The sequence below is a fragment of the Agrobacterium rubi TR3 = NBRC 13261 genome (genome assembly GCF_000739935.1).
In the GTDB taxonomy this organism is placed as follows: Bacteria; Pseudomonadota; Alphaproteobacteria; order Rhizobiales; family Rhizobiaceae; genus Agrobacterium; species Agrobacterium rubi.
The window spans coordinates 20,752-33,973 of sequence record NZ_BBJU01000008.1 but is presented as its reverse complement, the minus strand read 5'-3'; the positions used below and the strand labels follow the sequence as shown (position 1 = coordinate 33,973).

At 59.9% G+C, this 13,222-nt stretch carries 13 protein-coding genes; 10 read left to right on the top strand and 3 right to left on the bottom strand.

The genetic code is table 11. The features are described 5' to 3' along the window. Positions 1–53 precede the first annotated feature (53 nt). The 10 genes from RRU01S_RS07820 to RRU01S_RS25790 all read left to right on the top strand — a co-directional run bounded on the left by RRU01S_RS07820 (position 54) and on the right by RRU01S_RS25790 (position 10,251). The gene (locus RRU01S_RS07820; RefSeq protein ID WP_045229724.1) at positions 54–2,045 is read left to right on the top strand and encodes a pseudouridine synthase; all 1,992 of its coding nucleotides are present in this window, start codon (positions 54–56) and stop codon (positions 2,043–2,045) included. After that, the gene (gene rsmD, locus RRU01S_RS07815) at positions 2,026–2,583 is read left to right on the top strand and encodes a 16S rRNA (guanine(966)-N(2))-methyltransferase RsmD (RefSeq protein WP_045229723.1); all 558 of its coding nucleotides are present in this window, start codon (positions 2,026–2,028) and stop codon (positions 2,581–2,583) included. The genes RRU01S_RS07820 and rsmD overlap by 20 nt, the downstream gene beginning before the upstream one ends. A 177-nt stretch (positions 2,584–2,760) precedes the next feature. Then, entirely contained in the window at positions 2,761–3,621 is an 861-nt protein-coding gene (locus RRU01S_RS07810; RefSeq protein ID WP_045229745.1) for a patatin-like phospholipase family protein, read from the top strand. Between the two features lie 90 nt (positions 3,622–3,711). Continuing rightward, positions 3,712–5,064 carry a TldD/PmbA family protein gene (locus RRU01S_RS07805; RefSeq protein WP_045229722.1) on the top strand — a complete coding sequence of 451 codons (1,353 nt, stop codon included), beginning with the start codon at positions 3,712–3,714 and terminating at the stop codon, positions 5,062–5,064. Between the two features lie 99 nt (positions 5,065–5,163). Next, entirely contained in the window at positions 5,164–5,967 is an 804-nt protein-coding gene (locus RRU01S_RS07800; RefSeq protein WP_045229721.1) for a 3'(2'),5'-bisphosphate nucleotidase CysQ, read from the top strand. A 68-nt stretch (positions 5,968–6,035) separates the two neighbouring features. Beyond that, on the top strand, positions 6,036–6,272 hold the full coding sequence (locus tag RRU01S_RS07795) for a DUF4170 domain-containing protein (RefSeq protein WP_045229720.1): 237 nt from the start codon (positions 6,036–6,038) through the stop codon (positions 6,270–6,272). 330 nt (positions 6,273–6,602) lie between these two features. Then, complete coding sequence (gene waaA / locus RRU01S_RS07790) at positions 6,603–7,922, top strand: lipid IV(A) 3-deoxy-D-manno-octulosonic acid transferase (protein WP_045229719.1); 1,320 nt, start codon at positions 6,603–6,605, stop codon at positions 7,920–7,922. A gap of 14 nt (positions 7,923–7,936) precedes the next feature. Beyond that, on the top strand, positions 7,937–8,650 hold the full coding sequence (locus RRU01S_RS07785; RefSeq protein ID WP_244446077.1) for an HAD family hydrolase: 714 nt from the start codon (positions 7,937–7,939) through the stop codon (positions 8,648–8,650). A 109-nt stretch (positions 8,651–8,759) separates the two neighbouring features. Then, on the top strand, positions 8,760–9,791 hold the full coding sequence (gene lpxK / locus RRU01S_RS07780) for a tetraacyldisaccharide 4'-kinase (RefSeq protein WP_045229717.1): 1,032 nt from the start codon (positions 8,760–8,762) through the stop codon (positions 9,789–9,791). A gap of 115 nt (positions 9,792–9,906) precedes the next feature. Next, positions 9,907–10,251, top strand: a complete 345-nt coding sequence (locus tag RRU01S_RS25790) for a hypothetical protein (protein ID WP_045229716.1) — start codon at positions 9,907–9,909, stop codon at positions 10,249–10,251. An 89-nt stretch (positions 10,252–10,340) separates the two neighbouring features. On the opposite strand, the gene RRU01S_RS07770 is transcribed toward RRU01S_RS25790, so the two are convergent. From RRU01S_RS07770 to mutL, 3 genes are all read right to left on the bottom strand, one after another. After that, complete coding sequence (locus tag RRU01S_RS07770) at positions 10,341–10,838, bottom strand: YciE/YciF ferroxidase family protein (protein ID WP_045229715.1); 498 nt, start codon at positions 10,836–10,838, stop codon at positions 10,341–10,343. A 129-nt stretch (positions 10,839–10,967) separates the two neighbouring features. Continuing rightward, entirely contained in the window at positions 10,968–11,204 is a 237-nt protein-coding gene (locus tag RRU01S_RS07765) for a DUF2093 domain-containing protein (RefSeq protein ID WP_045229714.1), read from the bottom strand. 75 nt (positions 11,205–11,279) lie between these two features. Continuing rightward, complete coding sequence (gene mutL, locus RRU01S_RS07760) at positions 11,280–13,097, bottom strand: DNA mismatch repair endonuclease MutL (RefSeq protein WP_045229713.1); 1,818 nt, start codon at positions 13,095–13,097, stop codon at positions 11,280–11,282. Positions 13,098–13,222 lie beyond the last annotated feature (125 nt).

Below are 13,222 nucleotides of genomic sequence, written 5' to 3'. Positions count from 1 at the left end.
TAACCAGTGCCGCGCGACCTGATAGGACACGGCAAACAACAGGCAAACAACAAATGACATTCAAAGACAAGCCGAAGCGCGCTGGCGGCAAAACATTCGACCGTGACAGGAAGCCGACATCTTCGGCCAAGCCTGATGCGGCGCGCGAAAAGAAGCCATTTGCCGCAAAGACCGAGACCGTGGCGACGGAAACGGCAGCGACGAAACCCGAGCGCATTTCCAAGATCATGGCGCGCGCAGGCGTGGCCTCGCGCCGCGATGTCGAGCGTATGATCATGGAAGGCCGCGTTTCGCTGAACGGCGTCAAGCTGGAAAGCCCGGCGGTCAACGCCACCCTGGATGACAAGATCGAGGTCGATGGCGAACCGATCCGTGGCGCCGAACGCACACGGCTTTGGCTCTATCACAAGCCATCCGGTCTGGTGACGACGAATTCCGATCCCGAGGGTCGCCCAACCGTTTTCGACAATCTGCCGAAGGAGCTTCCCCGCGTTCTGTCCATTGGGCGTCTGGATATCAACACCGAAGGCCTGCTGCTGCTGACCAATGACGGCGGCCTGTCGCGCGTTCTGGAATTGCCGACCACCGGCTGGCTGCGCCGTTACCGCGTGCGCGCCTATGGTGAAGTGGATCAGGCCGCTCTCGACAAGCTGAAGGACGGTATTGCCGTCGATGGCGTGCTCTACGGCGCCATCGAGGCAACGCTCGACCGCACCCAGGGCCACAATGTCTGGATCACCATGGGCATTCGCGAGGGAAAGAACCGCGAAATCAAGAATGTGCTGGGTGCCATCGGCCTTGAGGTCAACCGCCTTATCCGTATTTCCTATGGTCCGTTCCAGCTGGGTGACCTGCCGGAAAGCCAAGTCGTGGAAGTGCGCGGCCGCATGCTGCGCGATCAGCTTGGCCCACGCCTCATCGAGGCCGCCGGTGCGAACTTCGATGCGCCGATCTACGATGCCGTCACCGACGACGACGAAGCCCCTGCCCAGCGTCCTGTGAAGTCCGAATGGACCAAGCGCGGCGATGCGGAGCAGAACCCACGCGGTGGCAATTTCGCTGAAAAGCGCGACAATCCCCGCGACCGTGCGCAGGGCAAGCCAGACGCGAAACGTCCCGGCAAACCCTTCGCCAAGGGCCGTGATGACGAGCGTGACGACGACCGTCCCAAGCGTCCGCAGATGGGCAGCAACCGCACCGCCAATGTTTGGATGGCACCGGGTGCACGGCCAACGCGCGATGGCAAGGAGCGTAAGTCCGTCCGCGCCGAAGCCGAAAGCGTCTTCAAGCCATCGGCAGAGGCCGATGCCCGTCGCGCCATCGTCAGACACAGGGATGTGGATGGCGAATGGATCCGCGCCGACAAGCCTGCGCAGGACGAAAGCCGTGGACGCGGCAGAGGCGAACGCGGCGAAAAATCCTTCGGCGACCGTCCAGCTCGCGGTGGGGATCGTGGCGAGAAATCCTTTGGAGATCGCAAGCCGCGTGACGCAGGCGATCGTGGTGATCGCCCCCGTGGCGATCGCCCCTTCAGTGCCCGCCCGGATCGTGGTGACCGCCCGGCCCGCAGCGGTGAACGCAGCGAACGCCCTTACGGCGACCGCAAGCCACGCGATAATGCCGAGCGCAGCGACCGTCCTCGCGGCGCACGTTCGTTCGGAGATCGTCCCGCCCGTGCCGAAAAACCATTTGGCGACCGTCCCGCCCGCAGCGAGCGTCCGTTCAGCGACCGCAAGCCACGCGAAGAGGGTGATCGTCCCCGTGGCGAACGCCCGTTCGGCGATAAGCCGCGCGGTGCAAAACCCTTTGGTGACAAGCCCCGCGAAGGCCGTCCGTCCGGCGGCAAGCCCGGTGGCTTCGGTGGAAAACCAGCATTCGGCAAGCCGCGTGGCGAGCGTTCCGAAGGCGGTTTTTCGGGCAAAGGGCCGGGTGCTGGTAAAGGCCCGGATCGCGAGGGACCCGGCAACGGTCCCGGTGGCAAAGGGCCAGGTGGCAAACCTTCTGGGGCTAAGGGAATGACGCGTAATGCGGATCGTCGGCGGTGAGTTTCGCGGCAGGTCACTTGCCGCTCCGAAATCGAATACAATCAGGCCCACAATCGACCGTACGCGTGAAAGCCTCTTCAACATCCTGAGCCATGCCTATCCGGAAAGCCTGGATGGCACGCGCATCCTCGATGTTTTCGCGGGCACCGGCGCGGTCGGGCTGGAAGCTCTCTCGCGTGGTTGCCGCGTGGCGCTGTTTGTGGAAAACGGCGTCGAGGGCAGGGGGCTGTTGTGGGAAAACATCGATGCTCTCGGCCTGCATGGCCGCGCGCGCATTCTGCGCCGTGATGCCACAAAGCTTGGCAGCGTCAACAACATCGAACCCTTCGACGTGCTGTTCGCAGACCCGCCTTATGCACAGGGGCAAGGCGAAAAGGCGTTTGTGGCGGCCCATCTGGGTGGCTGGCTGGTGCCGGGTGCTCTGGCCATTCTCGAAGAACGGGCCGATGTTCTCGTCACCGTCGATCCGGCGTTCAAGCTGCTGGAAAGCCGTACCTTCGGGGACTCCATCATGCATTTCTACCGTTACGAGCCTTAAGCGGCATTTTGATCACGATGACGCGCGACCATGCGTTGCGCGTCACTCTCCTGTCGTCTTTGTGTCATAGAGCGGGACAGCACATGACATGAAGGAGAGGCCGCACCCGTGGCTGACAAGAAAAAGAAACTCTCTGGCAAGAAGCGCAAACGCAAAGACTTAGCGAGAGACAATCCTATCACCGAAGTCCGTGATCCGACCTTCGCGCTCGCCCTGGGTGGCGGTGGCGCACGCGGCATCTGCCACATCAACATCGTTGAAGCCCTGGATGAGCTGGGCATTCGCCCAACGGCTATCGCAGGATCCTCTATCGGCTCCATCATCGGCGCTGGAATGGCCGCTGGTATGAGCGGCCGTGATATCAGGGAATACACGCTGGAGCTCATGGGCAAGAAGGGCAGCGTCGCCAACAAGCTCTGGAGCCTCGGCCCCGCCTCCATGCGCCACGCCGTCTTCGGCTTTCGCCTCGGACAGTTCAATCTCGAACTCGTTCTCGATGCCCTCCTGCCATCGGCGATGCCCAAGACCTTCGACCGGCTGAAAATCCCGATGAAGGTCACCGCGACGGATTATTACGCGCAGTCCGAAGTCATCGTAGAAGATGGCGATCTCAGGCAAGCGCTTGCGGCGTCCTCGGCCATTCCCGCCCTGTTCATGCCCATCCGCATGAATGACCGCATCATGATCGATGGTGGCATTTTCAATCCCGTGCCTTACGACCATCTGCTGGACAAAGCGGATATCGTGATTGCGGTGGATGTGGTCGGCGGGCCGGAAGGCGATGGCACGACGATGCCGAGCCGTTTTGAGAGCCTGTTCGGTGCCAGCCAGTTGATGATGCAGTCGGTGATATCGTTGAAGCTGCGCATGCATCCGCCGCATATTTTCCTGCGCCCGCCGGTCAACCGCTTCAAGGTGCTGGATTTCCGCAAGGCGCATGAAATCCTGGCCGAATCCCAGGTCAGCAAGGATGATCTCAAGCGCCAGATCGAGATGCAGGTGGAGCTTTATCATCGCGGCCACGGTGTGGACGTATAGGCATTTCGCTCAATTACCGGTGAAATGCCGCTTTGGCCTTGCTGCAGCACAGATGCCGCAATAAATGGAGGTCAACGAAAGGCTTAGCCCATGTCCTCAGATATCGATTCCTTCAAGCTTCTCGAGCGTGCCAGCGAACTGGTCGATCTGGCCCGCCGCGCAGGCGCGGATGAGGCGGATGCCGTCATCGTGCGGTCCCGCTCGCAATCCGTTGGCGTGCGGCTGGGCAAGGTGGAAAGCACGGAGTCCTCCGAGAGCGATGATTTCTCGCTGCGCGTCTTCGTCGGCAAACGTGTCGCCAGTGTTTCGGCCAATCCCGGTTTCGACCTGAAGACGCTCGCCGAACGCGCCGTTGCGATGGCCAAGGTGTCGCCGGAAGACCCCTATGCCTGCCTCGCGGACAGTGGTCGGCTGGCAAATTCCTATGATGACCTGCAACTGTTCGATCCGACAGAAGTCTCTGCCGATCAGTTGCGCGAAGCAGCGCTCGCGGCAGAAGAAGCGGCACTTGCCGTTCCCGGCGTCAGCAATTCTTCGGGTGCCGGCGCCTCCAGCGGCATGGGCGGCCTGGTGCTGGTCACCTCGCACGGTTTTTCCGGCAGCTATATGGGCAGCCGCTTCGGCCGCTCGGTTAGCGTCATCGCCGGTGAAGGCACCAAGATGGAGCGCGACTACGACTATGACAGCCGCCTCTATTTCGCTGATCTTGACAATCCCGAAGACATCGGGCGGCGCGCGGGCGAAAAAGCGGTCAAACGCATCAATCCCCGCCAGGTCGATACCGGCAGCAATATCACCGTCGTGTTCGATCCGCGCATCGCTCGCGGCTTCGTCAGCGGCATTGCCGGGGCCCTCAATGGCGCATCGGTTGCCCGCAAAACCAGCTTCCTGCGTGACAAGATGGGCCAGCAGGTGCTGAAAAAAGGCCTCGTGATCACCGACGATCCACAGATTGTGCGCGGCCCGTCGTCGCGTCCCTTCGATGGAGAAGGCGTGCGCGGCGAAAAGCTTGTGATGATCGAGGACGGCGTGCTGAAGCACTGGTTCCTGTCGACATCCACGGCCCGCGAAATCGGGCTCGGACTGGAAACCAATGGTCGCGGCGTGCGTGGTGGAACGTCTGTCTCTCCGGCCTCCACCAATCTGGCGCTGGAGCCGGGCGATATCTCGCCACAGGATTTGATCGCCCAGGTCGGTACCGGCTTCTATGTCACCGAACTGATCGGCCATGGTGCCAATCTTCTGACGGGCGAATATAGCTGTGGTGCAAGCGGGTTCTGGATCGAGAATGGCGAAAAAGCCTTCCCGGTGTCGGAGGTCACGATTGCCTCCAACCTCAAGGACATGTTCATGCTGATAACCCCTGCAAACGACATTGACCGCAAATATGGCGTGGCCGCCCCGACGCTCGCGATTGAAGGCATGACCATAGCGGGACGCTGATGGCATCAATCAACGGTTGCTTTGGTGCCCGCACCATGCGCATGTTCGGGGACTGAAAACCGGCCTTCAGAAAAGGCCCGCGAAACGAACGACGATAGAATGACCGATACAAAAGGGGCAGACTGGCGCTCCGATCTCGACCTCATTGCGGATGCTGCCCGGCAAGCTGGCCGCGTTGCGCTCCAGTTTTTCCGCAAGGACCCGGAAGTCTGGTGGAAAAGCGGCCATTCGCCGGTGAGCGCAGCCGACTATGCCGCCAACGAGGTGCTGGCCACGATGCTGCAAAAGGCCCGCCCGCATTACGGCTGGCTTTCGGAAGAAACCGACGACAATGAGGACCGGCTGTCGAAGGAAACCCTCTTCGTGGTCGACCCGATCGATGGCACACGGGCCTTCATCAACGGCAAGGACACCTGGTGTGTCAGCGTGGCCGTCGTCCATCAAGGCAGGCCGGTCGCCGCGGTGCTCGTCGCACCCGCATTCGATGAGGAATTCACCGCATCGCTTGGTGCGCCTGCCATGAAAAACGGCAAGGCCCTATCGACTTCGTCCAGCATCGATGGTCAGATTCAGTTGGCTGCGCCGGAAGATGTGATCGCGCGGCTGCCGCAAAATCTCAAATCACGCATTCACCGCATTGCACACGTGCCGTCTCTGGCCTACCGGCTGGCCATGGTGTCGGATGGTCGCATCGACGGCACGCTGGTCAAGGCCGACGCCCATGACTGGGATCTGGCTGCTGCCGATCTCATTCTTGAGCAGGCCGGTGGCAAGCTGGTTGATCTCGATGGAAACCCGCTGATCTATAACCGTGCCAGTGTCCGCCATCCGGAACTGTGTGCTGCGGCAAACCATATTCTGCCAGATCTGTTGGCACCCTTGAACCTGTCGGCCAGAGGTTGATTTTCACTTTAAAATCCCGCAGATGAAAACCTCTCGGGACAATAGAGCATTAGAAAGAAGAGAAGAAAATGACTGTAGCGGGCAACCAGAAACAGCTTCTGCATCTCGTATTCGGCGGCGAGCTGGAAAATCTTCAGGACGTACAATTTCGTGATTTGAAGGCGTTGGATATCGTCGGCATCTATCCAGACTATGCAACGGCACTGACGGCGTGGAAGTCAAAGGCCCAGCAGACTGTGGATAACGCCCACATGCGTTATTTTATAGTGCATATGCACAGGCTTCTCGATCCGCAAAGCAAATAATCGCTGCTTTCCAACTGTGTTTGTACTATATCGGACAGATGGAAATATCAGCGAGTCTCGGTGGCAGAGACAGCGATCTTGAGGGCGCAGCGGAATTTTCGCTGGCCCGTGTCTGCTCTGAAACAAACATCTCTGCTCTGAAACAAAAAAAGACGCATTTTTGTAACAATACGCTTCCAGGCATCGACATGAAACGTCGCAGGCGGCCCGGAAGCGACCATGCCGAACCAACAAGACGGAACCCGTTGACCTCTTGCGTTTTGCGAACGCAGAGCTTCGGCGGAGATCACAGGGGAAAGCTTTGCGCGAAATGATCGAAGGCAGCATGTCATGAACAGCCGAATCGCACGTTTCGCCCTTTCGGGTTACAGAATTGCCGGTGCCGCAGCCTATCCCTTCGCCCGACCTTACCTCATGTACCGTTCCGCCAAAGGCAAGGAAGACAAGACCCGCCGCATGGAGCGTTTCGGTTATCCGAGCAAAGATCGCCCACGCGGCCCTCTGGTCTGGTTTCATGCCGCAAGCGTAGGCGAGACCCTTGCGCTGGTTCCGCTCATCCGCGAGATCAGAAAACGCGACATTCACGTTCTTTTGACCACGGGCACCGTGACCTCGGCAGAGCTCAGCCAAACGCGTCTGGGTGATGACGTCATCCACCAATATGTGCCGCTCGACGTCAAATTCTCCGTCTGCCGTTTTCTGACATACTGGTCGCCGGATGCGGCAATCACAGCCGAGTCCGAGATATGGCCTGTCACCATGATGGAGCTCGAGCGCCGTCACATCCCGCAGATACGCGTCAATGCGCGGCTTTCGGACCGGTCCTTCGGGCGCTGGCACAGCCGCTCTGATTTTGCCGAGGCGCTGTTCAGCAAGCTGGCCTTGGTCGTTGCCCAGTCTGATGTGGACGCAGAACGTTTTCGCGACTTAGGCTCATGGCCGGTCGTTGTGTCGGGCAATCTCAAGGGCGATACGGACCCGCCACCGTGCGATGCCACGGCGCTCGATACCTATCGCCGCCAGATCGGCAATCGCAAGACGTGGTCTGCCATCTCGACATTCGATGGCGAAGAAAAAGCCGCCGCGACCGTGCACAACGCCATCAAGTCCCGCAATGGCCAGCTTACCATCATCGTGCCGCGCCACCCTGAAAGAGCCGATGAGATCGAAACCATGCTGAAAGGCATGAACCTCACCGTCGCGCGCAGAAGCCGCAACGACGTCATCACACCGGAGACCGATATTTTCCTGGGCGATAGCATCGGCGAAATGGGCCTGTACCTGCGGTTGACGGAGCTTGCCTTTGTTGGGCGCTCGCTAACTGCGGAAGGCGGCCAGAATCCTTTGGAACCAGCCATGCTCGGTTGCGCCGTCTTGTCCGGCGCCCATGTGCAGAACTTCCGCGAAGCCTATCAGAAGCTGTTGCGTTCGGGTGGCGGGCGCATCATCCGTGATATCGAGATGCTGGCGAAAGCGGTGCACTACCTGCTCGTCAATGACAATGAGCGCTACAAGATGATCGATGCGGGCGGCAAGGTCATTCAGGATATGCGCGGCGCACTGTCGTCCACCATCAAAGCGCTGGAACCCTATATCAACCCGTTGACGGTCACAGCGAAACTCCAGCCGCGCAGCGCCGCAGTCGGTTAATCATGGATGCAACCGTGACAGCGCGGTCGGCCGCTGCAATCGCCGCCATTCTGTTCGACAAGGACGGAACGCTGATCGGCTATGATGCCAGCTGGGGTCCGGTCAACCGCGAACTTGCCGCGATTGCGTCCCAGGGCAATGCTGAGCTGGCCGACAAACTTCTCCTAGCCTGTGGTATGGACCCCGTCACCGGCCATGTTGCGCCGGACAGTCTTCTCGCCGCTGGCAACACTGCGCAAATCGCCGAAGGTCTGGTGGCGGCTGGCTCACCGTGCGATGTGGCGGAACTCACCAGACGCCTCGATCAGCTGTTTACCGACGCCGCCGGACAATCCGTTGCGGTGACAGATCTCAAGGCCTTCTTCGCACGATTGAAGGGCAGGGGCTTCAAGCTGGGCATCGCGTCGAGCGATAACGAAGCCTCCATCCGCGAACTCGCCAGACGCTTCGGCTTCGAGACCGATCTCGATTTCGTCGCCGGTTACGACAGCGGCCACGGCACAAAACCACAGCCGGGTATGGTGCTGGGTTTCTGCAAGACCATCGGGTTAGCCCCGGAACATGTGGCGGTGGTTGGTGATAACAATCACGATCTGCATATGGGCCGAAACGCAGGCGCTGGCCTGCGCATCGCCGTTCTCACCGGCACCGGCTCGAAAGAGAGCCTGTCAGCGGATTGCGACTATTGTTTCGATGATATTACGGGCTTGGAAACTCTCCTGCCGTAACGCGCCACAGTTTAAGCGTTTTCCCTGAAACCGCGTCCTTTGCAAAATCCTTACCTTTCTGGCAGATAGCTGCTGCGACCAAATAGGGAACGCGGGAGTTTTAAGGCTCATGGTTTCGGAAGCACCGCCATTCTGGTGGGAAAAATCCGGTTGGCAGGCGTGGGCGCTGGCGCCGTTTTCGTTCGTCTATGGCAAGGTGGCCGGGCGCACGATGAAGAAGGCCAAGCGGGCATCTGTTCCCGTTCCCGTCATCTGCATCGGCAACTTCACCGTCGGCGGTGCGGGCAAGACGCCAACCGCGATTGCCATTGCTAAAGCAGCCGTCGCCAAAGGGCTAAAGCCCGGCTTTCTCAGCCGTGGGTATGGCGGCACGCTGGATGTGACCACACTGGTTGACGCCCACCACCACCGCTCTGCCGCCGTGGGTGATGAACCCTTGCTGCTGGCACGCGAGGCAACCACCGTCATTTCCAGAAAACGCGTCGAGGGTGCAAAGCGTCTGGTCGACGAAGGCGTCGATCTCATCATCATGGATGACGGGTTTCAGAGCGCACGGTTGACGCTGGATTATGCCCTCGTCGTCATCGATACCCAGCGCGGCATCGGCAATGGCCACCTTGTTCCGGGTGGTCCAGTGCGCGCACCGCTGGACGAGCAGATGCGTCAGCTCACGGCCATTTTGAAAGTCGGTGATGGTCAGGCGGCGGATGCGATCGTGCGCACGGCGGCACGTGCCGGCAAACCCATTTTCGTTTCCTCCATAAGGCCCCGACCCCAGCCGGATTTCGTGGGCAAACGCGTGCTCGCCTATGCCGGCATAGCCGATCCCAACAAGTTCTACCGTACGGTCGAGGCGCTGGGCGCAGAGGTCGTTGCAAAAAGCGCTTTCCCGGATCATCATCATTTCAGTGACGAGGAAATGCGAGACCTGGTGGACGTCTCGCGCAAGAGCGATCTGCTGCTCGTGACCACGGCCAAGGATGCGGTTCGCCTGAACGGTCACCACGGAACTGCGTCCGAATTGCTCGCCCGCAGCCTCGTCATCGAAATCGATATGGTCTTTGACGATCCCAACGCTGCGTATGCGATTATCGATGCTGCCATGGAGAATTGCCGCCGCAGACGGCTCCAGAAAATCTAGCCTACAACCCTGTATCGTTTAATCTCGCGCGCAACACGGAACAATCTGACGTTTGGCGAGCTTTCATTAGAAGACGAGCATCAGACGTGTTCGCCAACGATTTCAGGAGGAATTTATGCCGCAGAGCCCAGAAAAGAAGGTCTTCACTCCGCAGGAAAGCCGACAGGGTTTGAAGGGAAGCCCGGTGCTGATCATCTTGGTCATCAGCCTGCTGCTGGCAGGTGCGGTCTGGATCGTCGCAGAAACGTGGGGCGAGAGCACCGCGCCAGCGACGACCGAGACACAACCGGCCCCTGGCCCGTCGACACCGAATGCGCCTGCCGATCCGGGCGCGCAGGGGACGCGGTCTTTCGATAACAACACACCAGCGGGTGCAGCACCCGCAACCGGCGGCACGGATAGCAACCCCAATCCTGGCCAGGCAGCCCAGCCTGCGCAACCGGCACAGCCTGCACCATAAGACGGAAACGAAAAAACCGGGCATTGCCCGGTTTTTTTGTGTTGCTGAACTGAACCGGGCATGTTGCCCGGCTCATATCAGTGTATGGCTTACGCAGCCTTTTGGGCTGCTGCGTTCACGGATTTGCTGGCAAGTGTGGTCAGTGCTTCGTCCGTCTTGGACTCTTCCTGCAATGTCGCATCCAGAAGTGGAACGACTTTGTCGTAGCCAAGCTTCTGCGCCCAGGCCTTCAACGTGCCGTAACGGGTAATTTCGTAATGCTCGACCGCCTGCGCGGACGAGATCAGGCCAGCGTCGAGCGCCTGCGTGCCCTTGTAATCTTCGATGATTTCTTCGCCTTCGGCAATAATGCCCTGGATCGCTTCACAGGTCTTGCCCTGCGCGCGCTTGCCGATCAGCTCGAAAACCTCCTGGAGACGTTCGATCTGTCCCTGGGTTTCTTCCTTGTGCTGCTCGAATGCAGCCTTCAGCTTCGGGTCTGTCGCAGCGCGTGCCATTTTCGGCAACGCTTTGAGAACCTGCCGCTCGGCATAATAGATGTCTTTCAGTGTGTCATAGAAAAGGTCGTCGAGTGTCTTCTCGGCCATTGTCAGCTCCCATTGAAAACGTGCGGGTTGGTAGTGCACGGGTCTCTAACAGGGAGGGGCACCCATAGTTCCTGATGGGTTGTGCGCAATGTTAATTATACTTTAGAAATATATTTTTTGTGTGTGAAATCAGGTATTTCGCCGTTGGTTGGGCAGGGCGCCCGCACGTTTTTCGGCTTCCAGAGACGCAGCCGCATCGGCATAGGGCTCCTGGCGCGCCACGCTCCAGTAACGCAGTTCGTCCAGCGGAATGAATTTGCCGGTCATTGCGCAGACGACATGAGAGCCGGTCTGCACGATGCGCATATCGCCGTCGAGATATTCGACTTTCGCCTCGCGAGCGCTGCCGCCTTCAAATCTGTTCATCTGTCCTGTCTCCGTGATTGCAGCCTTTTTAGCGATGGCTTTGAAAGAATGCCAGTCCGCTCAAGGTCGATAATCTCAACTTCTGCCAAAAAGCTTTTCGATATCCGCAAGCTTGAGCTCGATATAGGTGGGGCGGCCATGGTTGCACTGGCCTGAACCCGGCGTGTTTTCCATCTGCCGCAGCAAGGCGTTCATCTCCTCCGGCCGCATGCGACGGCCTGCGCGCACCGAGCCATGGCAGGCCATGGTCGCTGCGACATATTCCAGCTTACTCGCCAGACTGCCTGCCGTGTGCCATTCCGCAATCTCGTCGGCCAATTGCCGCACCAACCCTTGCACGTTCACCTCGCCCAGCATGGCAGGGGTTTCGCGCACCGCCACCGCACCCGGCCCGAAGCGCTCGATGGACAGTCCCATACTGTCGAAATCGGCAGCATGCTCCATCAGCCGGTCGCAGTCTTCTTCCGGCAAGTCGATGATCTCAGGAATGAGCAAGACCTGCGATGCCGGTCGCTTGGAATGCAGGGCTTTGCGGATTTCCTCAAAGACCAGCCGCTCATGGGCCGCATGCTGGTCAACGATCACCAGCCCATCTTCTGTCTGCGCCACGATATAGTTGGCGTGCACCTGCGCCCGTGCCGCTCCCAGCGGATAACGCGCCGGCTCGGAAACCTGCGCGGCAGTATCGGACGCATCATAGCGGTCGGCCCGCGCCGTCGGCATGGTGATATCGGCAAAGCGGGATTGGTCGGTTTCGTGCAGTGCCATGCCGCTTGCGCCGGACAGCGGACGTGACGGCGAGTTGGCAGGCGACCACGCCTGCGACGCAAACGGCCTGACAGTCGAAGGGCTGTAGCCGGGGCGAAACGCATTCATCATCTGCGCCGCACCTGTCGTGGTAGCACGGTCCCCCTCGCGGGTGAGCGCTTGACGCACGGCACCGACGATCAGCCCGCGAACAAGGCCGGGATCGCGAAAACGCACATCGGATTTGGCCGGATGCACGTTCACATCGACAAGCGCCGGGTCGAGTTGAAGCGACAAAACCGCAATCGGATAGCGGCCATGCGGTATGGTCTCTGCATAGGCACCGCGAATGGCAGAGAGCAGCAGCTTGTCCTGTACGGGGCGCCCGTTCACGAACATATATTGATGGGCAGAGTTGCCCCTGTTGAAGGTCGGCAAACCGGCAAAGCCCGTCAACGTCACGTCTTCGCGCTCGGCGTCGATCTCGATGGCGTTGTCCTTGAAGTCCGCCCCCAGGATTTGCGCCATGCGGGCCAGATGATCGTCGCCCGTTGCCGGAAATTCCAGCGTCGAACGGTCGGTGCCGGATAGTACGAAGCGGATATGCGGAAAGGCAATCGCCATGCGCTTGACGATTTCGGTGATCGCCCCGGCCTCGGCCTTCTCGGTCTTCAGGAATTTCAGGCGCGCGGGTGTGGCGAAAAACAGGTCGCGCACCTCGACGATCGTGCCGGTATTGGACGGTGCGGGCCGCACCGGTGACAGTTTGCCACCGGCAACGGAAATGATGGCACCTTCCGCCGCGCCCTGCTGGCGGCTGGTAATCGTCAATTTGGCGACCGAGCCGATGGAGGGCAGGGCCTCGCCCCGAAAACCGAGGGTGCGGATATCGTCCAGTGTAGCTGAAATCTTGGAGGTGCAATGCCTGCGGATCGCCAGTTCCAGATCGGCAGGCGACATGCCACAGCCATTGTCGGAGATGCGTACCAACCCTTTGCCGCCACCCGCCGTGGCGATCTCGATGCGCGTGGCTCCGGCGTCGATGGCGTTTTCGATCAGTTCCTTCGCCGCGCTGGACGGGCGCTCGATGACCTCGCCTGCTGCGATCTGGTTGATGAGTGTTTCGGACAATTGCTTGATGGACATGACGCCATTTTCGGGGATTCGCGGGGTTTGTGAAAGGAAAATCGGTGCGCGTTGTCCAGATGTGCGCGTTGTCCCACCTATTCTTTCTCGGCATACAGCGTTAAGCGCGTCTTAAGGTAAACCTT

Excerpts from the sequence above, each read along its gene's own strand:
- rsmD (WP_045229723.1), top strand. The coding sequence starts at position 2,026 with ATGCGGATCGTCGGCGGTGAGTTTCGCGGCAGGTCACTTGCCGCTCCG.
- RRU01S_RS07765 (WP_045229714.1), bottom strand. The coding sequence starts at position 11,204 with ATGAACAGATTTGAAGGCGGCAGCGCTCGCGAGGCGAAAGTCGAATAT.
- RRU01S_RS07800 (WP_045229721.1), top strand. The coding sequence starts at position 5,164 with ATGACCGATACAAAAGGGGCAGACTGGCGCTCCGATCTCGACCTCATT.
- RRU01S_RS25790 (WP_045229716.1), top strand. The coding sequence starts at position 9,907 with ATGCCGCAGAGCCCAGAAAAGAAGGTCTTCACTCCGCAGGAAAGCCGA.
- mutL (WP_045229713.1), bottom strand. The coding sequence starts at position 13,097 with ATGTCCATCAAGCAATTGTCCGAAACACTCATCAACCAGATCGCAGCA.
- waaA (WP_045229719.1), top strand. The coding sequence starts at position 6,603 with ATGAACAGCCGAATCGCACGTTTCGCCCTTTCGGGTTACAGAATTGCC.
- lpxK (WP_045229717.1), top strand. The coding sequence starts at position 8,760 with ATGGTTTCGGAAGCACCGCCATTCTGGTGGGAAAAATCCGGTTGGCAG.
- RRU01S_RS07795 (WP_045229720.1), top strand. The coding sequence starts at position 6,036 with ATGACTGTAGCGGGCAACCAGAAACAGCTTCTGCATCTCGTATTCGGC.
- RRU01S_RS07805 (WP_045229722.1), top strand. The coding sequence starts at position 3,712 with ATGTCCTCAGATATCGATTCCTTCAAGCTTCTCGAGCGTGCCAGCGAA.
- RRU01S_RS07820 (WP_045229724.1), top strand. The coding sequence starts at position 54 with ATGACATTCAAAGACAAGCCGAAGCGCGCTGGCGGCAAAACATTCGAC.
- RRU01S_RS07770 (WP_045229715.1), bottom strand. The coding sequence starts at position 10,838 with ATGGCCGAGAAGACACTCGACGACCTTTTCTATGACACACTGAAAGAC.